Source organism: Janthinobacterium sp., assembly GCF_009923995.1.
In the GTDB taxonomy this organism is placed as follows: domain Bacteria; phylum Pseudomonadota; class Gammaproteobacteria; order Burkholderiales; family Burkholderiaceae_D; genus Janthinobacterium.
Genome location: NZ_RFSK01000069.1, coordinates 1 through 21,198 on the forward strand (window position 1 = coordinate 1; position 21,198 = coordinate 21,198).

The 21,198-nt window shown below is 64.5% G+C and carries 20 protein-coding genes and 1 pseudogene; 13 read left to right on the plus strand and 8 right to left on the minus strand.

Going from position 1 to position 21,198, the window contains the following annotated elements; genetic code table 11:
- Positions 1–160: pseudogene (locus tag EBS11_RS24200) on the plus strand (IS1595 family transposase); the annotation flags it as partial.
- 75 nt (positions 161–235) lie between these two features.
- Here EBS11_RS24200 and EBS11_RS24205 read toward each other — a convergent pair.
- Positions 236–895 carry a glycine zipper 2TM domain-containing protein gene (locus tag EBS11_RS24205; RefSeq protein WP_290607280.1) on the minus strand — a complete coding sequence of 220 codons (660 nt, stop codon included), beginning with the start codon at positions 893–895 and terminating at the stop codon, positions 236–238.
- 193 nt (positions 896–1,088) lie between these two features.
- Between EBS11_RS24205 and EBS11_RS24210 the strand changes: the two genes are divergently transcribed.
- A complete protein-coding gene (locus EBS11_RS24210; RefSeq protein ID WP_290607282.1) occupies positions 1,089–1,865 on the plus strand; it encodes a Crp/Fnr family transcriptional regulator in 777 nt (258 codons plus the stop codon).
- Between the two features lie 100 nt (positions 1,866–1,965).
- On the opposite strand, the gene EBS11_RS24215 is transcribed toward EBS11_RS24210, so the two are convergent.
- Both EBS11_RS24215 and EBS11_RS24220 read right to left on the minus strand, forming a co-directional pair.
- The gene (locus EBS11_RS24215) at positions 1,966–2,184 is read right to left on the minus strand and encodes a glycine zipper 2TM domain-containing protein (protein ID WP_290607284.1); all 219 of its coding nucleotides are present in this window, start codon (positions 2,182–2,184) and stop codon (positions 1,966–1,968) included.
- A gap of 179 nt (positions 2,185–2,363) precedes the next feature.
- A complete protein-coding gene (locus EBS11_RS24220) occupies positions 2,364–4,418 on the minus strand; it encodes an AsmA family protein (RefSeq protein ID WP_290607286.1) in 2,055 nt (684 codons plus the stop codon).
- Positions 4,419–4,677: 259 nt separating this feature from the next.
- Here EBS11_RS24220 and EBS11_RS24225 point away from each other — a divergent pair, with 259 nt between their 5' ends.
- The 7 genes from EBS11_RS24225 to EBS11_RS24255 all read left to right on the plus strand — a co-directional run bounded on the left by EBS11_RS24225 (position 4,678) and on the right by EBS11_RS24255 (position 9,178).
- Positions 4,678–5,082 (plus strand): DUF4398 domain-containing protein, encoded by a 405-nt coding sequence (locus EBS11_RS24225; RefSeq protein WP_290607288.1) that lies wholly within the window; start codon positions 4,678–4,680, stop codon positions 5,080–5,082.
- A 25-nt stretch (positions 5,083–5,107) separates the two neighbouring features.
- On the plus strand, positions 5,108–6,007 hold the full coding sequence (locus tag EBS11_RS24230; protein ID WP_290607290.1) for an OmpA family protein: 900 nt from the start codon (positions 5,108–5,110) through the stop codon (positions 6,005–6,007).
- Positions 6,008–6,195: 188 nt separating this feature from the next.
- A complete protein-coding gene (locus EBS11_RS24235; protein WP_290607292.1) occupies positions 6,196–6,732 on the plus strand; it encodes a ferritin-like domain-containing protein in 537 nt (178 codons plus the stop codon).
- A gap of 58 nt (positions 6,733–6,790) precedes the next feature.
- Complete coding sequence (locus EBS11_RS24240; RefSeq protein WP_290607294.1) at positions 6,791–7,093, plus strand: DUF883 family protein; 303 nt, start codon at positions 6,791–6,793, stop codon at positions 7,091–7,093.
- Positions 7,094–7,110: 17 nt separating this feature from the next.
- Entirely contained in the window at positions 7,111–7,497 is a 387-nt protein-coding gene (locus EBS11_RS24245) for a phage holin family protein (RefSeq protein ID WP_290607296.1), read from the plus strand.
- A 53-nt stretch (positions 7,498–7,550) separates the two neighbouring features.
- The gene (locus EBS11_RS24250) at positions 7,551–7,889 is read left to right on the plus strand and encodes a hypothetical protein (RefSeq protein WP_290607297.1); all 339 of its coding nucleotides are present in this window, start codon (positions 7,551–7,553) and stop codon (positions 7,887–7,889) included.
- Positions 7,890–8,032: 143 nt separating this feature from the next.
- The gene (locus tag EBS11_RS24255) at positions 8,033–9,178 is read left to right on the plus strand and encodes a patatin-like phospholipase family protein (RefSeq protein WP_290607299.1); all 1,146 of its coding nucleotides are present in this window, start codon (positions 8,033–8,035) and stop codon (positions 9,176–9,178) included.
- 167 nt (positions 9,179–9,345) lie between these two features.
- Here EBS11_RS24255 and EBS11_RS24260 read toward each other — a convergent pair whose 3' ends face one another.
- The 3 genes from EBS11_RS24260 to EBS11_RS24270 all read right to left on the minus strand — a co-directional run bounded on the left by EBS11_RS24260 (position 9,346) and on the right by EBS11_RS24270 (position 10,355).
- Complete coding sequence (locus EBS11_RS24260) at positions 9,346–9,648, minus strand: hypothetical protein (RefSeq protein WP_290607301.1); 303 nt, start codon at positions 9,646–9,648, stop codon at positions 9,346–9,348.
- A gap of 44 nt (positions 9,649–9,692) precedes the next feature.
- On the minus strand, positions 9,693–9,845 hold the full coding sequence (locus tag EBS11_RS24265) for a DUF3309 family protein (RefSeq protein ID WP_010396415.1): 153 nt from the start codon (positions 9,843–9,845) through the stop codon (positions 9,693–9,695).
- Between the two features lie 63 nt (positions 9,846–9,908).
- Positions 9,909–10,355 carry a glycine zipper 2TM domain-containing protein gene (locus EBS11_RS24270; RefSeq protein ID WP_290607304.1) on the minus strand — a complete coding sequence of 149 codons (447 nt, stop codon included), beginning with the start codon at positions 10,353–10,355 and terminating at the stop codon, positions 9,909–9,911.
- Positions 10,356–10,621: 266 nt separating this feature from the next.
- Between EBS11_RS24270 and EBS11_RS24275 the strand changes: the two genes are divergently transcribed.
- The 3 genes from EBS11_RS24275 to EBS11_RS24285 all read left to right on the plus strand — a co-directional run bounded on the left by EBS11_RS24275 (position 10,622) and on the right by EBS11_RS24285 (position 12,854).
- Positions 10,622–11,188, plus strand: coding sequence for a hypothetical protein (locus EBS11_RS24275; protein ID WP_290607306.1), 567 nt, complete (start codon positions 10,622–10,624; stop codon positions 11,186–11,188).
- Positions 11,189–11,270: 82 nt separating this feature from the next.
- The gene (locus EBS11_RS24280) at positions 11,271–11,582 is read left to right on the plus strand and encodes a BON domain-containing protein (protein ID WP_290607308.1); all 312 of its coding nucleotides are present in this window, start codon (positions 11,271–11,273) and stop codon (positions 11,580–11,582) included.
- Positions 11,583–11,759: 177 nt separating this feature from the next.
- Entirely contained in the window at positions 11,760–12,854 is a 1,095-nt protein-coding gene (locus EBS11_RS24285; RefSeq protein ID WP_290607325.1) for an AI-2E family transporter, read from the plus strand.
- A gap of 60 nt (positions 12,855–12,914) precedes the next feature.
- Here the strand turns inward: EBS11_RS24285 and EBS11_RS24290 are convergent, their stop codons facing one another.
- Together EBS11_RS24290 and EBS11_RS24295 are read right to left on the minus strand one after the other, a co-directional pair.
- Complete coding sequence (locus EBS11_RS24290) at positions 12,915–13,862, minus strand: YihY/virulence factor BrkB family protein (protein ID WP_290607310.1); 948 nt, start codon at positions 13,860–13,862, stop codon at positions 12,915–12,917.
- Positions 13,863–13,940: 78 nt separating this feature from the next.
- A complete protein-coding gene (locus EBS11_RS24295) occupies positions 13,941–14,969 on the minus strand; it encodes an OmpA family protein (protein ID WP_290607312.1) in 1,029 nt (342 codons plus the stop codon).
- Positions 14,970–15,438: 469 nt separating this feature from the next.
- Here EBS11_RS24295 and EBS11_RS24300 point away from each other — a divergent pair, with 469 nt between their 5' ends.
- Positions 15,439–21,180, plus strand: a complete 5,742-nt coding sequence (locus EBS11_RS24300; RefSeq protein WP_290607314.1) for an MG2 domain-containing protein — start codon at positions 15,439–15,441, stop codon at positions 21,178–21,180.
- The last annotated feature ends 18 nt before the right edge of the window (positions 21,181–21,198 follow it).

Genomic DNA, 21,198 nt, shown 5'->3' on the forward strand with positions numbered 1-21,198 from the left:
CCGCCTGCGGGAATGGCTGCGGCCGTTTCACGGGGTGGCCACGCGCTACCTGCCGAACTACCTGGGATGGCGCTGGATACTCGACGCCGGGCGCATCCGTTCGCCCGAAACCTTATTGAAGGCAACGTTGGGAGTGTTCCCACACTTGATGGTGACATAGCCAAAAGAAAACGCCCGGACGGGCCGGGCGTGTATCTGATTTGCAACTTCTTCGGGCGGCGGCGCCGCGCGGCGTTTAGCCGATGGCGCGCAAGCCGCCGTTGACGACGCGCACGCGGTCGCCCTGGCGCCAGTTCGGCGCGGCGCTCTGGTGCACGGTGCGCGTCTTGCCATTGTCCAGGCGCACGACGATGTTGTAGCTGCGCGTGGCGCGCACATTGCCTTCGATCTGGTTGCCGGCCACGGCGCCGCCGACGGCGCCCAGCACGGTGGCCAGCTGGCGGCCGTGGCCGCCACCCACCTGGTTGCCCAGCAGGCCGCCGACGACGGCGCCGCCGGCCGCGCCCACGCCGCTGCCTTCGGCGCGCGTATTGACTTCATGGATGGATTCGACGACGCCGCAATTGCTGCACACCTGCGGGGCAGGCGCGGCCGCCACGTATTGCGGCTGCGGCTGGCGCACGGGTTGCGGCTGGGGTTGTTGCTGGACCGGCTGTGGCGGCGGTGGCAGGGCCGCCAGCGGCTGCGCGCCGGCAGGGGGCAGCGTCGTTTGCGGCTGGTTCGCCTGCAGGCTGGCCAGCTGCTCGGCCGAGGCGTTGGCCGACAGCGGCGGCGCTTCGCTTTGCGAGGAAGGCAGCCAGCCCATCAGGGCGGCCGTGCCGACGCCGCAGAACAGCAGCACGGCGACGGCGGCGGCAAGGACCAGCGGGTGGAGGGATTTGGTGGTGGTGGTCATGGAAGGCTCCTTGGTTCTTTTAAGTAATGAATGAGGGTAAAGCGTCTTGCGTCTTGGTCTTGATGTCTTGCTTGCAGCCAGTGTGCGACGCTGCGTCCTTCGCTTCCGTGCGTCACCGTACATACAGGACCGGTATCGCACCGTAGGCTAGGTAAAAATTATGTCGAGATGTAACGACAACCAGGAAAAGGCAATGCCAACAATGACCGCCAGCTTGAACTTGTCCCGTGATGCAGGCCGTGCCAGCCTGGGTGCGCCCGTGGCCGCGTCCGTCGCTGGCAACCGCTTGCTGGCGAGCCTGCCCGATGCCGACCTGCGCCACCTGGCGGCCCTGTTCGACAGCGTCACGGTCGAGGTGGGCGACGTGCTGTACGAGCCGGGCCAGCCCATCGCGCACATCTATTTCCCCGACGATTGCCTGATCTCGCTGCTGGCCGTGGCGGAAGGGCGCATGACCCTGGAAGTGGGCGCCGTGGGGCGCGAAGGCGTGCTGGGCGCGTCTGTCGCGCTGGGACATGACCTGGCGCAAGTGCGTGCCGTGGTGCAACGTTCCGGCACGGCCAGCCGCATCGCGTCGGCCGATTTCTGCGCCGAATTCGTCCAGCTCGACTCCCTGCAGCGCCTGCTGTACCGCTACACGGACACCCTGCTGGCGCAAGCCATCCAGATTGCCGTGTGCAGCCGCTTCCACGTGCTCGAGGCGCGCCTGGCGCGTTCCCTGCTGATCACGCGCGACCGCCTGCAGTCGGAAAAATTTCACCTGACGCATGAATTTCTCGCCCACACCCTGGGCGTGCGCCGCGTCGGCGTGACCAAGGCGGCCAGCGCGCTGCAACAGCAAAAACTCATCAGTTACAGCCGCGGCAACATCGAGATACTCGATTCGGCCGGCCTGGAAGCCGTTTCCTGCCGCTGCTACGAGCTGGTCAAGGATGCCGGTCCCATCGGCATGGCCAACGTCTTCGTCTGATTCCTGCTCCCTTCCGCCGTCACGTCCTGCCTTGCCGGCGTCGCGCACGCAAAAAAGCGGGGCGGGCGCCTCGGCACCCACCCCGCTTTTTTGTGCATGCTTACTTCGGCTTGACCTGGTTGCCGATCACGCCACCGACGGCTGCGCCGCCGACGGCGCCGACGGCGCTGCCGCCCGTCAGCACGGAACCGGCAACGGCGCCGACACCGGCGCCGATGGCCGTGTTTTTATCCTGGTTGGACATGTTGGCGCAGGCGGTCAGGCTCAGCAGAAGGGCAGCGACGGAAGTGGTGGCGGCGAGTTTTTTGATGGTTTGCATGATAGTTCTCCTATGAATTCGGACCTCGTGGCGCCGGCATGGTATGGGCCGGTGGGACTTCGTATCGCCACGTCTTGTTGTTTCAGGCACGCTTACAGCATAGGATTGTGGCAATGCAGGGTCTGTTCGGCAACGCACATAGGTGTGTAACAATTGTAAGACCGCCACGTGCCGCGCCGTCAGCGGGCGTGGCGCCGCTTGCCGCCCGGCTTGGGCGCCACCGGCTTGACGCGCGCGCCGGCCAGCAGGGCGGCGCAGGCGCTGTCCTCGCCCGGGCCGGCATTGACCAGCGGCAGCAGGGCCGCCACGGGCGCGACCACGGCCAGCGCCAGGGCGCCGCCGGCGCGCAGGGCAAGCACGCCCTTGTCGACGCTGACGTCGGGCTGGCTGAACGTGCCCTTCACGTACAGGGGCGAGCGCAGGGAAAAGATGCGCAAGCCCTTGCTGTCCGGCTGCAAGGTCAGGTCCAGGCGCTCATTGCCCAGGTTCACCGTGCCGTCGACATGCAGGATGGCGTCGTCCGTGTCGACGATGAACTGGCGCGTGCGCATCAGGCCCTTGCTGACGACGAAGTCGGCGGCCATGCAATTGAGCTTGACCTGCTTGTCGCCCACCAGCTTGGTGACGACGATGCTGCCGATATTCAAGCCCATCTCTTCCAGCAGCAGCTTGCTGATGCTGCCGCGGTCGATCAGCGCGCGCACTTCACCGTTCGAGCTGCCCAGCAGGGTGGCGACGGAATTGCCGGTGGCCGACAGCGAGGCGTCGCCGTTGATCTGGCCCACGCTGGCCTGCAGGGCGGGCAGGCGGGGAAACAGCTGCTGGATGTGCAGGTGGCGGGCGCTGGCCTTGAGTTCGGCGGCGATGCCGTTGGCGACGACCTTGCCGCTGCCGTCGAGCTTGATCTGCGACGTGAGGGTGCCGCCCGCCACGTTGAAATTCAGGGGCGTCAATGACAGCACGCCATCCGTCAGCACGACGTGCGTGTCGAGCTTGCTGATCGGCAATTCGGCGTCGCGCGTGATTCTGTCGGCCGTGTAGCGCACGTCCGCGTCCAGGCTGGTCCAGCGCTCCGTCTTGAATGTTTCTACTGGCAACACCTTGCCGGCCGGCTGCGTCGACGGCACGCCCCGCTCCTTCTTGCTGGCGCTGGAATCGGCGCCCACGAGCGGCCCCAGGTCGGACAGTTGCAGCAGGCGCGAATGCACTTCGCCCGTCAGGCGCTTGCGCGGCGTGCTGGCCGAAAATGCCAGCTTGCCGCCGATGTCGCTGGAACCCACCTTGCCGCTGAACTGCTCGTACACCCACTCGCCGCCGCGCGGCGCCAGGGTGCCCGTCAGGTGGCCTTCCGTGCTGAAATGGGGCGTTTCCGGCAGCAGCACGCCCGTCAGCGGGTACAGGCGGGCCATGCTGGGGCCGGACACTTTCAGGCGCACGTCGAGCGCGGCCAGGTCCGTGGGGCGCGTCAGGGTGCCCTCGATGGCCACGCTGGTGCCGCTCACGCGCATGTCCGCCTGCACGGGGAAGGGCGTGCCCTGGCGCTGCAGCGACAGCACGCCGCCCGCCTTGCCGCCGCCCTGCACGCTTTCGCCGCGGTAGGTGCCGGAGAGTGTCCAGGCGATGCCGTAGCGCTTGTCGTCCGTGAGCGTGTCGACATCGGCGCGCATGGCCGTGAGCGTGACGGCGTCCGTCAGGTAGACGGTACCCTTGCTGAAGACCACGCTTTGCAGCTCCAGCTGCCAGGGCGAGGACGGGTCCTGCTTCTCGAACGTCCAGTTGTTCCTGCCATCCTTGCTGCGCAGCAAGCGCACCTGCGGTGCATCGAAGCGCAGCTCGGGGATGACGATCTTTTTATCCAGCAAGGCCAGCGGATTGAGCGAGAACGCCATCTGGCTGACGGCGGCCAGCTGCGGCGGCGCGCCATCCGTTCCCGCCATGGCGTCCGGATTGCCCAAACGCACGTCTTGCGCCTGCAGGTGGGGCCAGGGCAGGTAATCGCGCCAGGTTTTCTGCACCCCGGCCGTGGCTGGCTGCTGCCACGTCAGCGACAGGTCGCCCGCGATGGCGAAGGGCCGTCCCAGCGCGTCGCTGGCGCGCGCGTTGAGCCAGGGCTTGGCGCGGTTCCAGTCCATGTTCAGCAGGACGACGGCGGCGGCCACGGGCACGGCGACGAGGACGGCGGCGCTGGCGAGGGCGATTTTCTGGCGGCGGGACAGGGAGAGAGTGCGTGGCATCGGGTGATTCTTTCTGGACAAGTAGTCACGATGCTACAGGAATCGCACCGAAGCCGGGGTCGTTTCCGCATTTGCCGGCTGGCGCGTGCGCTGGCGCACGTTGCCGCTGCAAGTATTGTCGATTTCCTACCCTATGTGCGGCACCGAACGGATATGCGGGGAGTGGGGGCCTATAACGTCATACATCAAACGCAGTTCCTGATTCCAGATGCACCGATGTCTGCATCATGCCGCTTAACATTTCTCCAGGAGAAGAAAAATGACAAACCGAGATTCCATCAACACCCCCTTGACCGCGCTGGCCGCCTGCGCCACGGCCATCGTCCTCATGACGGGCTGTTCCAGCCTGAAAACGCCGGCCACGGCCGACGTGGCCGTCTCGCGCGCCGCCGTCGATAACGCCGCCAGCGCCGGCGCCGCCGACCTGGCACCCGATGAAATGCGTTCGGCCCGCGAAAAGATGCGCATGGCCAACCAGGCCCTGAAGGACCGCGACTACAAGACGGCGCGCGACCTGGCCGACCAGGCACAGGCCGATGCCAAGCTGGCGCAAAGCAAGGCCAATTCGGCCAAGGCCACGAGCGCGGCCGATGAGATCAACGAGAACATCCGCGTCATGCGCGAAGAACTCGACCGTGCCAACCAGCAAGCCCCAAAACAATAACTAACAAGAAGAACAGGATCCCATCATGAAAAAAGCCACCTACACCACCATTCCCGGCCTGCTGGCCATGGCCGCCCTCGTTGCCGCCTGCAGCTCCGCGCCGACCACCACCAGCCTGCTCGACCAGACGCGCGGCGATTACATGGCGGCGCAATCGAACCCCATGGTATCGACGTATGCGCCACGCGAATTCCGCGAAGCGAGCGCTGCCCTGGAAGCGGCCAACGCGGCCGCCACGCGCCAGGAAGACAGCGAGAAGGTCGACAAGCTGGCTTACCTGGCCAAGCAAAAGATAGCCACGGCGCAAGAAGTCGCCAAGCAGAAGGCGGCCGAAGCCGATATCGCCAACGCCGGCAAGCAGCGCGACCAGTTGCGTCTCGACGCGCGCACGCAGCAGGCTGACCAGGCCACGGCCCGCGCCCAGGCCGCGCAAGCGGATGCGGAAGCGGCCAAGGCCCAGGCGCAAGCGGCCGAAGCATCGGCCCGCGATGCGCAAGCCCGCGCCGCCGGCCTGGAAGCGCAGCTGGCTGACCTGGCCGCCAAGAAAACGGAGCGCGGCATGGTCATTACCCTGGGCGACGTGCTGTTCGGCACGGACAAGGCAAACCTGACGGCCGATGGCATGAATACGGCGCGCAAGCTGGCCGACGTGCTGAAGAACAATCCGCAGCGCACCGTGCTGATCGAAGGCTTCACGGACAGCACGGGCGGTTCCGCGCATAACCTGGAACTGTCGCAGCGCCGCGCCGAATCCGTGCGCAATGCGCTGCTGGAACAGGGCATCAGCCGTGACCGCATCGCCACGAAAGGCTACGGCGCCGCCTATCCGGCCGCCGGCAACGACAGCGCGGCGAACCGCCAGCTGAATCGCCGGGTGGAAATCGTCTTGTCGGAAGATAACACGGCCATTCCCGCCCGCCGCTAAGGCACCGGCCCGAACCTGCCGCGCGTCGCCGCTTACGGCCTCCGATGCCCGCTGTGCCCTGGCACGGCGCCGCTTCCCGGCCACAACTGGCTGCCGCTCGCCATGGTTTGGGCAGGTGTTGAGTTAGTAGGCAGCACCGGTCGCTCCCTGGCCGGTGGATACCCATGCAAGACTTGAAAGGAAGCATCATGACCCAAACATCTGTTGAGATTCCAGCTGGCATCGATACGGCCGCCATCCGCGCCGCCGCCAAGAACCTGGACGACGGCGCCGTCACGGCCGGCTACCAGGGCAATCGCCAGGAGCTGATTACCCTGTTGAATGGGGCGCTGGCCACGGAACTGGTGTGCATCGCGCGCTACAAACGCCACTATTACACCGTGAGCGGGCGCGACAATGGCACCATCAAGGCGGAGTTCCTCGAACATGCGCAGCAGGAGCAGGAGCACGCCGACTGGCTGGCCGAGCGCATCGTGCAGCTGAACGGCAAGCCAGATTTTAATCCGGCAACATTGCTTGCGCGCAGCCATGCCGAGTATGATGACTCCGAAGACGTGCAAAGCATGGTGCGTGCCAACCTGATCGCGGAGCGCGTGGCGATCGAGTCCTACCGCCAGATGATCGTCAAGGTAGGCGACAGCGACCCGACAACCCGCCATTTGTTGATCAAGATCATGGCTGTCGAGGAAGAGCACGCCGATGATATGCGCGATCTAATGGAATAGTGTTTTTGAGTAAAGTAGGTATAGTAACTACATTCATCCACAGCTAAGGAGCTAAACCATGTTGGAAAACAATATCACCACCGTCAATAACGATGTGAAAACCCTGGTCAAGGATGCACAGGCCCTGTTCAGCGCCGCCGCCGCCCTGACGGGCGAAAAAGCCGACGAAGTGCGCGTCAAGGGCATGAAGACCCTCGACGCCGCCCTCGTCAAGGCACAGGAAGCGCAAGCGTCGGCCATCGTCGCCACCAAGCAGCTCGCTTCCCAGGCTGACGGCTACGTGAAGGAAAACCCATGGCGCACGGTGGCCGTCGCCGCTGGCGTCGGTGTGCTGGTCGGTTTTATCCTGGGCCGCAAGTAATCCACTTCAGGAGCGATATGGACAAGTCTGCTTCGTCTCACCAGGGGCCTGGATTGATCGGCTCGGTCGCCGGGCTGGCCAAGAATGCCGTCGGCCTGATGTTGTCGCGGCTGGAACTGGCCACCATCGAACTGTCGGAAGTGCGCAATCACATGCTGCAGCTGATTGTCATTTTCGCGCTGGCCACCGTGGCAGGCTTGTTTGCCATCGCTTACGGCAGCGTGCTGGTGGTCTTCCTGGCCTGGGATAGCCTGGGCTGGAAGATCCTGGCGATCATGACGGTCGTGTTCATACTGCTGGCCATCGGCCTGGTCATGTATGCGCGCGCCATGCTGCGTCAAGGAAAGTTGTCCATGCCGGCCACCATGGCCGAATTGAAGGCCGACCGCGACATGTTGATGTAGCCGGCGGGCGGGGGCTTCCCCGCCATGCCCGGACTGCCTTACGAGGAGAATTCATGTCGGATAACGACAAACAGGCGGAGCAGGCGGCCCGCAAGCGCCTGCTGATCGCCCAGGGCGAAATGTACCGCGTGGGCATCGTGCATGCGCGCGCCAACGTGGGCTACGCGCTGCGTCCCGACTCGCTGCTGCAGGGCGTGGTCGAGACGGCGGTCGGTTTCGCCGGCCACCGCGTCGAATCCCTGCTGGCGCCCGGCGGCATGCGCCTGCAGGGCGCCATGCCCTACGTGCTGACGGCCCTGTCCTTCATCGGACGCAAGAAGCTCGTCAAGCCGGCCCTGGTGCTGGTGGCCGTGGCCGCCGCGGCGGCCAGCTGGCTGCGCCGCAAGGGCTGAACGCCCGCGCCGGGACAGAAACGCCGTCATCGACGGCGTTTTTTTTTGCCTGCGCGCATCTCTCGGCGCGGCCTGGCGCAATCCCTTACAATGATTTACGCCGCACCCGCGCGGCGGACAGAGGGGCCATCTTGATGACGAATATGAAGACACCGATCAATCAGTTAAATCCTGCGCGCCTGCGCATCGTGCTGGTGCTGCAGGGGGGCGGCGCGCTGGGCGCCTACCAGGCAGGGGTCTACCATGCGCTGCACGAGCATGGCCTGGCGCCCGACTGGGTGGTGGGCACCTCGATTGGCGCCATCAATGCGGCCATCCTGGCCGGCAACAAGCACGAGGACCGCCTCGTGCGCCTGAAACAGTTCTGGCAGCGCGTGGCGCACCGCGACAGCGTGGACATGAACCTCGTTTCCGACCAGCAGCGCCGCTCGAATATCTGGCTGGCCACCCTCGACACCGTGCTGCGCGGCGTGCCCGGCTTCTTCAAGCCGCGCGCCTTCAGTCTGTTTCCCGCCGGCATAGCCGTGCAGGCGGAGGAGGCCAGCTTCTACGACACGAGCGAACTGGCCGGCACGCTGGAGGAACTGGTGGATTTCGATTACCTGAACCAGCCCGGCGGCATGCGCCTGACCGTCAACGCCCTGCGCGTGAAATGCGGCAGCCTTACCAGTTTCGACAGCCAGCAGCAGCGCCTGACGGCCGACCACATCCGCGCCAGCGGCGCCTTGCCGCCCGGTTTTGCGGGCGTGCGCGTCGATGGCGACCTGTACTGGGATGGCGGCCTGTATTCGAACACGCCGCTGGAAACCGTGCTGGACGACACGCCTCACGTCGACACCCTGGTGTTCATGGTCGATCTGTGGAGTTCGGAAGGGCCGGAGCCGACCACGCTCGATGAAGTGCAGACGCGGCAGAAGGACGTCACGTTCGCCTCGCGCTCGAAGCGGCACATCGCCGATTATGTCAATACGCACACCTTGCAACGCAAATTGCGCGAGCTGTACGCCGGCCTGCCCGACACAAAGCACAACCGCCAGCAGACGGAAGAGCTGGTGGCGCTGGGCTGCGACAGCACCATGCACATCGTGCGCCTGCCGTATGCGGGGCGCGACTGGCATATGGCGGCCAAGGATATCAATTTTTCCAAGGGCTCCATCGAGTGGCGCTGGGAGCAGGGCTACCAGGACGGTTTGCGCGCCATCAAGGCGGCTGGCTGGCTGGCCTTCGTGACGCAGGACACGCCCCTCGTGGTGCACGAGCTGCCGCCCTACGAGCGCGACGCGGCTTAGTGACGCCTGTCAAAACCTGCTGCGCGTCGGTATAGGCGGCCTGCGATGCTCACCGGCTCGGCGCCCCCGTACAGAGTACGGTTGCGCTTCTTAGCCACCTCTCCCTTCCGCTCGCGACGGTTTTGTCAGGCGTTGCGGTTTGTCCGGCGTCGCAACAGCGCGACGCATCACTGCGGATGGGCCGCTTCGCGCAGTTTTTCCGCGTTCGCCATGTCTTGCCGGTAGGTGTCTTGCGCCTCCTTCAGGCAGGTGGCGCGCGTGGCGGATGGTTCCGAACGGCAAGCTTTCTTTGCCTCGGCCAGGGCAGCGCTGATTTCCTTGCGCAAGGTGCGCAGCTGGGCCTGGGGCGTGCTGTCTTCCTGGTACCAGCGTTGCGGGTCGCCCGGCTGCCGCATGGCCGTCTGTGCCTGGCTGAACGGCGCCACGCTGCAGGCGAGCAGGGTGGCGAGTGCGATATGGTAGCGTGTCATGATATTTCCTCCTTGAAATAAAAAAGGCGCCGCAGCGCCTTTTTTTACAACCTGCCCGTCAGTAATAGCAGGATCAGTATCACTACGACCAGGCCGGCGATGCCGCTGGGGCCGTAACCCCAGTTGCGGCTATGCGGCCAGGTGGGCAGGACGCCGACCAGGGCCAGGATCAAGATGATCAGTATGATGGTGCCCATGGTATCTCCTTGTTATCTTGCAAAGCATGTGGCGGACGACTGCGGGCAGGCGCCGCCAGTGGATCAATAGCGGTAGACGCGGCCGTCGACGACGCGCACGCGGTTGCCTGGGCGCAAGTCAGCGGCGCTGTCCTGCACCACGGTGCGGTACTCGCCGTTATCCAGGCGCACGCTGATCTGGTAGGCCTGCGCCTGCTGGCGGCGTCCTTCCACCTGGTTGCCGACCACGCCGCCGGCGACGGCGCCCGCCACGGTGGCGGCCGTGCGGCCGCCGCCCGAGCCGATGGTGTTGCCCAGCAGGGCGCCGGCGATGCCGCCGACCACGGCGCCTGCGCCGCTGGTCTGGCCGCCGCCCTGCACGATCTGGATGGAATCGACGGTGCCGTACATGGCCGATTCAGGCTGGTTGGCCGGATAGTATTGTTGTGACTGGGACGGACCGGTGGCGCAACCGCTCAGAGCGGCGGTGGCGGCGAGCATCAGTGCAGCCAAAGTGGCGTTGGTTTTCATTTTATTCTCCTGACGAGGTGAGGGTGTATGACCATCTTAGTCACGGCCATGGTTGCGGTCTGTACGCTGCCGCACGTACCTATTTGCAGCCCGCGCCGCCAGGGCAGCGCCGATTTTTTTGCAAAAACGTTGTTATTTCTCCCCTTCTCGCTCCTTGTTTCAAAAATAATGGCTTGTGTACGGCAGCGTACAGAAGGGGGCCGACTATCCACGTAAAACGGTAGTCATGCCAAGCAGACATGCTTGTCACCACCAGGGAGCAGCAAATGAACAAAAATACGCAGAAGAACAAATTATGTGCCGCCATCCTCGTCAGCCTCGCTTGCGCCGCATGGGGCGGCCAAGCCGTGGCGGCCACGCCGGAAGCGAAAGCGGCCTACAAGGCAGCCAATGAACGGGCGGCCCTGAATTACAAGCAGGCGCATGCCGAGTGCGAAAAGATCACGGGCAATCCGAAGGATGTCTGCATCGCCGAAGCGAAGGCCGTGCGCACCTACGATGAAGCGGTTGCTCAGGCGCAATACACGAATACCCTGCGGGCCTACACCAAGGCGCGCATCAAGATTGCCGATGCCAACTATGACGTCGACCTGGCGCGCTGCAATGCGCTGACGGGCAACGACAAGGATGTCTGCGTTAAGCTGGCCAAGTCCACCAAGGTGGCGGCCCTGGCCGATGCCAAGGCGGACAAGAAAGTCATCGAAGCGCGCAGCGATGCGCGTGAAGCAAAAAGAAAAGCCGAGTACAAGGTCGCAGCGGAAAAATGCGATGCATTAGCCGGCGCAGCCAAGGATGACTGTATCAAGGCTGCAAAAACCCAGTTCGGCTACTGAGCGCCATCCGGCGCCCCGTCACCAGACTGGTATAAGAAGCTCATTGTGAGCACATTGATTGACCACTCCTAAGGAAACCACCATGAAATTCACTAAATCGATCGCTACCGGCCTCTTCGTCGCTTCCCTGTTCGCCGTTGCAGGCTGCGCTTCCACCCCGACCAAGGAAGGCACGGGCGAATACATCGACGACGCGGCCATTACCGCCAAAGTCAAGGCGTCCATCTTCAATGAGCCGACCCTGAAATCGACGGAAATCAACGTTGAAACCTTCAAGGGCGTGGTTCAGCTGAGCGGCTTCGTTGCCCAGCCAGCGGACGCAGCCAAGGCGGGCGAAATCGCGCGCGGCGTCAAGGGCGTGAAATCGGTGAAAAACGACATCCGCGTCAAGTAATGGCAAGGCCTGCCGCGGCGCCCGGCCTCCGGGCGGGCGCTGTGGCCCTTCATCGCGCGTAGCGGGAATCTCATGCACATCCAGCCTTCAGATGCCCCGCCCGATCCGGCCGTGGCTGCACCCATCGAGCCAGCCCTGCCGCCTCCGGGCACGCCCGTGGAGACGCTGGACCCCGCCTTGCGCCTGCCGCTGCACGTCAATGCGCGCGGCCTGGCACTGGGGATCATCGCCACCGTCAGCTTCATCTATGCCCTGCAGTGGGCGCAGAAATTCCTCATTCCCGTCATTTTCGGCATCTTCATTGCCTACACCCTCAATCCCGTCGTCGCCTGGCTGGAAAAGATCCGCGTGCCGCGCGCCATCGGCGCCACGGCCGTCACGGCGCTGATCCTGTTCGGCTCTATCGTCATGGTCGAGCGTGTCCAGGGCGAATTCGAATCCATCGTCGAAGAGTTGCCGGCCGCCACGCACAAACTGTCGCGCCTGATCGCCGCCAGCACGGGCGGCAAGAACAGCACCTTCCAGAAGATGCAGGCCGTGGCCAATGAAATCGAACAGGTGGCCGCCGGCGCCGAAGCGCGCCGCAACACGCGCCGCGCGGCCGCCACCCCGGACGGCCCCAACTTCAAGATCATGGACTGGGTCTGGGCCGGTTCGCTGGGCCTGATGGGCTTCGTCAGCCAGGCCACCATGGTCATCTTCCTCGTGTTTTTCCTGCTGCTGTCGGGCGATACCTTCAAGCGCAAGCTCGTCAAGCTGACGGGGCCGTCGCTGAGCCGCAAGAAGGTCACCGTGCATATCCTGGAAGACATCAACACGTCGATCCAGAACTATATGTTCATGCTGCTCGTCACCAACGGCTTGCTGGCGCTGCTGATGTGGATCGCGCTGCGCATCATCGGCCTGGAAAACGCGGGCGCCTGGGCCATCGTGGCCGGCTTGCTGCACATCATGCCGTATTTCGGCCCCCTGCTCATCACCATCGCCACGGGCCTGGTGGCCTTCCTGCAGTTCGAATCGCTGGAAATGGTCTTGCTCGTGACGGGCACGTCGATGGCCATCGCCACCCTCGTGGGGACCTTCGTCACCACCTGGATGACGGGGCGCATCGCCCGCATGAATCCCACGGCCGTCTTCATCAGCCTGCTGTTCTGGGGCTGGCTGTGGGGCGTCTGGGGCTTGCTGCTGGGCGTGCCCATCATCGTCATCGTGAAAGTGGTGGCCGAGCGCGTGCAGGGCATGGAAGTGGTGGCCGAGCTGCTGGGCGAGTAGTTTGCGGCAGCGCAAGAAAAACGGCGCCTGCGGGCGCCGTTTTGCCATGTTGCGCCAGGTTCAGGACTGGTGGCGTTTCAATATCTTCACTTGCACGTCGCCGTCCGGCGTCTTCGGCATGTCCTTCATGCTGCCCAGCTGCAAGGCGAACTGGCGCGTGAATTCGGCGCCCAGGAAGAAAATCTGCGCCGAGTAATACACCCACAGCAGCAGCGCCACGAGCGAACCGGCCGCGCCATAGCTGCTGGCTACGCCGCTGTTGCCGATATACACGCCGATCGCGTACTTACCCAGGGAAAACATGAAGGCCGTGCCCAGGGCACCGATCAGCACGTCGCGCCAGGACAGGCGCACGCGCGGCAGCATCTTGTAGATGACGGCAAACAGGCAGGCGATGACGGCGAAGCCGACCAGGTTCGACAGCACGGTAAACAGGACGGCCGTGTCTTTCCACACGCCTTCCCAGAAGTTGGCGAGGATGGCCATGGCCGCATTGACCACCAGCGATACCATCAGCAGGAAGGCCAGCACCAGCACGAGGCCGAAGGAGAGCAGGCGCGTGCGCACCATGTCCCAGGCGCCCGCTTCCTTCAGGGGCGGCACTTGCCAGATTTCATCGAGACTGGCTTTCAGTTCCGCAAACACGCTCGTGGCGCCGAACAGCAGCAGGGCGCTGGCGACGAGGGTGGCGATGCGGCCCTGGTCGTGGTTCTTGGCGCCGGCCAGCACCAGCTGGATGGCTTCGGCGCCCTGCGTACCCAGCAAGCCTTGCAGCTGCCCCATCAACTCGCCGCGCGCGGCGGCCGGGCCATAGAAAAAGCCGGCGATGGCGATCACCAGCACGAGGATGGGGGCGATGGAAAACAGGGTGTAGTACGCGAGGGCGGCCCCCTTGCTCGAGGCGCGGTGCTCCAGCCATTCGGTGACGGAACAGACGATGACGCTGCGCATCTGCTTGCCGAACGGCGCCAGGCTGGCCAGTTTCGGATTGCGGGTAGAGAAATTCATGGTGGCTTTCAATGAAAAAAAAGGGGCCAAAGCCCCTTTTTTAACTGGTGTTGACTAGTGGCGTACCACCGGCATTGCTTACTGTACGCGGCGTTCGATGGTGATCTGTTCCACTTCAACGCGGCGGTTAGGTTCCAGGCACTTGATCAGGTCGGCGCGTTTCTTGTTATCGCACGTGACGACCGGATTGGTGGAGCCCTTGCCTTCGGCAGTCAGGCGGTTGGCGGCGACGCCCTTGGACACCAGGTACTCCTTGACGGCGTCAGCGCGCTGCTGCGACAGTTTCAGGTTGTACTTCGGCGAACCGATGCGGTCGGCATAACCACTGATGACGACGTTGTTGACGTCCGGCGCGGCGTTCAGCACGCGGGCGATTTCGTCGAGCTTGGTCTGTGTCGGACCCAGCTTGGCGCTGTCGAACGCGAACAGTTCCGTCGCCGACATCGTCACTTTCTCGAAGCGTGGTGGCGGTGGTGGCGGTGGTGGTGGCGGCACGACCACGACGACTTCTTCACGCACTGGCGGCGGTGGCGGCGGTGGCGCTGCCGGTGTCGGCGGTTTGTCGAAGGCGTAGTTCAGGCCCACGTTGACATACCAGTTGCTGGACTTGCTTTGATCAAACGTGTTGCCACGCAGGAAGCCATGCACGTTGCGCACGTCGAGCTGGGTCGACCATTGGTCGCTGAGTTTGCTTTGGAAACCCAGGCCCAGGTTCACATACGGCGAGCTCTTGCTGCGGTCGCCCAGGGGACCCGTGTCCTTGTCGCGCTGCATGCCTGCGCCGACCAGCAGGAAGGGGCTGAACGAGGGGCTGCGGTTAAACATGTACAGGCCATCGACGCCCAGCGTGTTTTGCTGGTAGCGGCGACCGCCATCCTTGGAGCGGGCGTAGGTGGTGCCCAGCTGGACATCCCAGTCCGGCGAAACTGGCTTACCAAAACGCAAGCCAGCGCCATAGCCGGTTTTATCGGTGGAAAAATCCGAGTCTGGCTTCATGGCATTGATGCTTGGTTGAATATACCAGGAGGGATTGATTTCCTGGGCCTGTGCGCCGAGGGCGGAGCACAGGACTGCGGCGGCAACGGCGATTTTTTTTAGATTATTCACAAGTAACTCCCAACGTTGATAAGAGATTTTCTCTACAGCATCAATACGACAACGGTCAGACATGCTTTGATAGACAACAATTCCAGGTGCGCCTTCTTGCGATAAATGCACTGCTGTTGGACTGGAGAATACGGTTCCAGGTTCAAGCGGTCGGTGCGCTGGCGCACAAAGCATTGTTGTATATCAATAGTGTTGCTGATTCACGACAAATACTTAGATGTTGAAAAAAACTAATTTGAATCGAAGCTAAATTTTTGCCGCAACAGTCCGCTTCATGGCGTGGCGGCGAGGGGCAATCGTACGACTTGTTACCAGCTTGCCACTGTATATTAGCAACAATGATGAGCTTGATAACTAATATTACATTGATGTTGTATTCCTGCCGCGTTCTGTTGAATTACCAGGCTTCTCCTGGGCAACTTTTGCGCGCGGCAGCCAGCTCGGCCACTTTTCATCAAGGAGTCACCCCGTGCCCAAGGCCTTCCGCTTCCCCCCTGTCCTGTCCCTGACCCGCTTCGGCGCCTGCGGGCTGCTGCTGTCCCTGGCGGCCGTGTCGCCGGCCTGGGCCGACAGCGGCGTGGCCCTGTTTTCGCCGAGCGGCACGGTCAAGGCCGTGCGCCAGGTGCGCGCCCAGTTCGCCACGCCGATGGTGCCCTTCGGCGACATGGGCTTGCCCGCGCCGTTCGCCATCGACTGCGGCAAGGCCGAGCCGGCCGTCGTGGCGGGCGCGGGACGCTGGGCCGACGAGCGCAACTGGAACTACGATTTCGAGCGCGACCTGCCGGCCGGCGTGGCGTGCAGCTTTACCCTGAAGCCGGGCTTGAAGGACTTGGCGGGCCAGGCCCTGCAGGGCACGGCATCCTACCGCTTTTCCACGGGCGGACCGGCCATCGTCGACTCCATGCCCTACGACGGCCAGCCCTACATCGATGAAAACCAGATCTTCGTGCTGGGCCTCGATGCCGTGCCGAACGAGGCCAGCGTGGCCGCGAACGCGTATTGCCGCGCCGATGGCATCAATGAAAAAATCCCCGTACGGCAACTCAAGGGCAAGGAGCTGGAGCAAGTCCTGGTCTTGCGCAAGAACTTCGTCGACCGCTACCTGACCGTGTATTTCAAGAAGCGGGGCGCCGTGTGGAAAGTGGGCATGTCCGTGGCCAGCAAGGGCGCGCCGCCGCTGCCCGTCACCGTGCTGCAATGCAAGCGCAGCTTTCCCGCCAACGCCAAGGTGTCGCTCGTGTGGGGCGAGGGCATCGCCAGCGCCAGCGGCATCGCCACGGACAAGGCGCAAAGCCTGCACTTCAAGACGCGGCCCGACTTCACGGCCAGGTTCAGCTGCGAGCGCAGCAATCCCAAGGAGCAGTGCATCCCCTTCCTGCCCATGCGCGTGCAGTTTTCCGCGCCCGTGAGCGCGGCGCAGGTGCGCGCCATGCGCCTGACGGGCGGCGGCAAGACGTATGCGCCCACCATCGAGAAAGAGGAGGAAAAGGCGGAATTCCTGCAGGGTGCCACCTTCAATGGCCCCTTCCCCGTGCAGGCCAGCCTGGTCCTGACCCTGCCGCCGAACCTGAAGGATGACGCGGGCCGCAGCCTGCTCAACCGCGCGCGCTTTCCCATGACGGTGCGCACGGGCGAACAGCCGCCGCTGCTGAAATTCCCCGCCCCGTTCGGCATCATCGAAGCGAAGGGCGACGGCTTGCTGCCCGTGACCGTGCGCAATATCGAACCTGTGCTGTCGGGCAAGGAAATCGCGAACCCATCCGTTGCCGCCACGGGCGCCACCCTGCGCGTGCCCGACAATGACGACAAGTTCGTCATCGAATGGATGCAGCGCCTGGCCGGCAATGGCGAAGGGGGCGAATACTGGCAGCCCTACGCCCAGTATGCGGGCAACATGGGCAAGTCCGTGCTGGCCGACGCGCCCGGCACGCGGCCCATCAGCCTGCCCCGCGCCGATGGCAAGAAAACCTTTGAAGTGATCGGCATCCCGCTGCAAAAGCCGGGCTTCTACGTGGTCGAGCTGGCCAGCCCCATCCTCGGCAAAGTGCTGCTGGGCAAGCCGACGACGGCATACATCCGCACGGCCGCGCTGGTGACCAACCTGGCGGCCCACTTCAAGCATGGCGCGCAATCGTCGCTCGTGTGGGTGACGACCCTGGACAAGGGCGCGCCCGTTGCCAAGGCGCAAGTTGCCGTGCGCGACTGCGCCGGCAAGCTGCTGTGGCAGGGCGCCACGGGCGCGGACGGCGTGGCGCACATTCCCGGCGAGCTGGCCAATTCCAGCTGCAAGAACAATGGCCGCTATTTCATCAGTGCGCGCAGCGGCGGCGACATGACGTTCACCCTGTCGGACTGGGTGGGCGGCATCGAAGCCTGGCGCTTCAATCTGCCCACGGACGATACGCGCGCCGACAACACCCTGCTGGCGACGGTCTTCGACCGCACCTTGCTGCGCGCCGGCGAAACCGTGCACATGAAGCACTTCATCCGCAAGCACACGGGGCAGGGCATGAGCCTGGTCGACAAGAACAACGGCCCCGGCAGCGCCACCTCCGTCGTCATCACGCACCAGGGCAGCGACCAGAATTACCAGTTGCCCTTGCGCTGGTCCGCCGGCGGCACGGCGGAAAGCGACTGGGTCATCCCCGCCGACGCCAAGCAGGGCGAATACAGCGTGACGATGGCGGGCCGTCCGTCCGGCAGTTTCCGCGTGGAAGCGTTCCGCGTACCCACCATGAAAGCCGTGCTGCAGGGGCCGAAAACGCCCGCCGTGCAGGCGAAGCAGGTGGCCCTCGACGCGCAGATCACGTACCTGGCCGGCGGCGCCGCCACGAATGCCCCCGTCAAGCTGCGCACGGTGCTGCAGGACAAGAGCGTGACATTTGCCGACTATCCCGAATACAGCTTCAGCAATGGCGACGTGAAGGAAGGCCTGGTGAAACAGGGCACGGGCTACGACGACGATGAAGGCGAGTGGCAGGATGAAGGCAATGGCGGCAGCGGCCCCGGCGCGACGGCGGCGCGCACGCAAAGCTTGACCCTGGACAAGGCGGGCGGGGCGCGCATCGTCATCGACCAGGTGCCGCAGCTGAGCACGCCGCGCGACCTGGTGGCGGAAATGGCTTTCCAGGATGCGAATGGCGAGACGGCTTCCGTGGCCGCCCGCGTGCCCCTGTGGCCATCGAACTATGTGATCGGCATCAAGCCCGATGCCTGGGCCTTGAGCAAGGATGCCTTCAAGTTCACCGTGGCCGTGCTGGGCACGGATGGCAAGCCCGTGGCGAACGCTCCCGTCGCCGTGGATTTCTTCCAGCGCAACAGCTATTCGCACCGCCGGCGCCTGATCGGCGGCTTCTATGCGTATGAAAACAGCAGCGAAGTGGTCAAGCTGGGTCCTGCCTGCAATGGCAAGACGGACAGCAAGGGCCTCTTGATCTGCGACGTGAAGGCGCCCGCCAGCGGCAATCTGATCCTGCGCGCCCGCACGCAGGATGGTGCCGGCAATGCGGCCGTCGCCAACCGCGAAACCTGGGTGGCCGGCAGCGGCGACTGGTGGTTCAACGTCAGCGACAACGACCGTATCGACGTGCTGCCGGAAAAGAAACGCTACGAGCCGGGCCAGGAAGCGAGCTTGCAGGTGCGCATGCCGTTCCGCTCGGGCACGGCGCTGATCACGGTCGAGCGCGAAGGCATCCTCGATACCTATGTGCGCCAGCTCGATGGCCGGGAACCTGTCGTGAAAATCCCCGTCAAACCGAACTATGCGCCCAATGTGTATGTGTCCGTGTTCGTCGTGCGGGGCAGGGTGGATGGCGTGCAGCCCACGGCCCTGGTCGACCTGGGCAAGCCCGCCTACAAGATGGGCATCGCGCCCCTGAACGTGGGTTGGCAGGCGCATGAGCTGAACGTGCTGGTCGTGTCCGACAAGGAGGTGTACAAGACCCGCGACAAGGCGGAGGTGTCCGTGCGCGTGCGCCGCGCCGATGGCAAGCCCTTGCCGGCCGGCGCGGAAGTGGCGCTGGCGGCCGTCGATGCGGGCTTGCTGGAACTGATGCCCAACGAGAGCTGGAAGCTGTTAGATACCATGATGGCACAGCGCAGCCTGCAGGTGGAAACGGCGACGGCGCAGATGCAGGTGATCGGCAAGCGCCATTTCGGCCGCAAGGCGTTTCCGGCCGGCGGTGGCGGCGGCAAGGGCGCCAGCCGCGAGCTGTTCGACACCTTGCTGTTCTGGAAAGCCACCGTCAAGCTCGATGCCAAGGGCGAAGCCACGGTGCAAGTGCCGCTGAACGACTCGCTGACGGCCTTCCGCATCGTTGCCATCGCCAGCGCGGGCCAGGAATTGTTTGGCACGGGCAGCACGGATATCCGCAGTTCGCAAGACCTGATCCTGATGTCGGGCTTGCCGACCCTCGTGCGCGAAGGCGACCAGCTGCGCGCGGGTTTTACGGTGCGCAACACCTCGGCCGCATCGTTGAACGTGGACCTCAATGCCAGCGCGGCCGGCAAGGCGCTGCCGCGCCAGAGCCTGACCCTGGCGGCGGGCGAAGCGCGCGAAGTGGGCTGGGATTACCAGGTGCCGCCCGGTGCCAGCAGCATCGTGTGGGAGATAGTCGCGAAAGCAGGAAACCATAGCGATAAACTGAAAATCACGCAAAAAGTGGGCCAGGCCACGCCCGTGCGCACCTACCAGGCCACCTTGCTGCAGGTCGAGAAGCCGACGAATCTGTCCGTGCAGATGCCGGCCGGCGCCTTGCCGGGCCGGGGCGGCCTGCAGACGAGCTTTGTCGCCAAGCTGGGCGGCGAGCTGCCCGGCGTGCGCGAATACATGGCCGCCTACCCCTACACCTGCTTCGAGCAAAACACGTCCAAGGCCATCGCCCTGCAGGACCAGGAGGCGTGGTACAAGCTGGCCGCCAGCCTGCCCGCCTACCTGGACGGCGACGGCATGCTGAAATACTTCCCCATCATGGAGCAGGGCAGCGACAGCTTGACGGCCTACGTGCTGTCGGCAACGGCAGAAGCGGGCTATGCGATTCCCGAACAGACGAAGAACCGCATGGAGGAAGCCTTGACGGCCTTCGTGCAGGGACGCATCGTGCGCCGCTCCGCGCTGGCCACGACGGACCTGGCCGTGCGCAAGCTGGCGGCCCTGGAAGCGCTGTCGCGTTCCGGCAAGGTGCCGCCCGATGCGCTGGAAAGCATCAGCATCAGCCCCAACCTGTGGCCGACGTCCGCCGTCATCGACTGGAGCCTGTTGCTGCAACGCACGCCCAGCCTGGCGCGCCGCGATGCCTTGCAGGCCGAGGCGCAGCAGATCCTGCGTTCGCGCCTGAACTTCCAGGGCACGACCATGGGCTTCTCCACGGAGCGCAAGGATAACTGGTGGTGGCTGATGGTGTCGGGCGACGTCAACGCCAACCGCCTGCTGCTGGCCGTGCTGGACAATCCGGCGTGGAAGGACGACATCGGCCGCCTCGTGCGCGGCAGCATGGGGCGCCAGAAAAAGGGCCGCTGGGATACGACGGTGGCCAATGCCTGGGGCACCCTGGCCATCGCCAAGTTCTCGGCCAAGTTCGAATCCACCCCCGTGACGGGCGCCAGCGCCGTCAAGCTGGGCAATGACACCCAGGCCCTCGTGTGGAATGGCGCGGCGAAAGTCGGTCCCGTACTGCAGGCGTGGCCGAAAGGCATGGATACCCTGGGCCTGGCGCACAGCGGCACGGGCAAGCCGTGGGCCACCGTGCAAAGCCTGGCCGCCATCCCGCTCAAGGCCCCCGTCTCCAGCGGCTACACGATCAGGAAAACCATCACGCCCGTGGAACAGAAGACGGCGGGCGCGTGGTCGCGCGGCGACGTCTACCGCGTGCGCCTGGACTTGTCGGCGCAGGCGGACATGAGCTGGGTGGTGGTCGACGACCCGATTCCCGCCAGCGCCACGGTGCTGGGCAATGGCCTGGGCCGCGATTCGCAGCTGCTGACGGCCGGTGAAAAGTCCACGGGCTGGGTCTGGCCCACGTTCGAGGAGCGGGCCTTCGACGCCTTCCGCGCCTACTATGCCTTCGTGCCGAAGGGTAACTGGAGCGTGGAATACACGGTGCGCCTGAACAATGCCGGTGATTTCAGCCTGCCCGCCACGCGCATCGAAGCGATGTATTCGCCGGAAATGTTTGGCGAAGCGCCGAACGCGAACGTGAAGGTGGCGCAGTGAAGGCAAGGCTGACTGTTG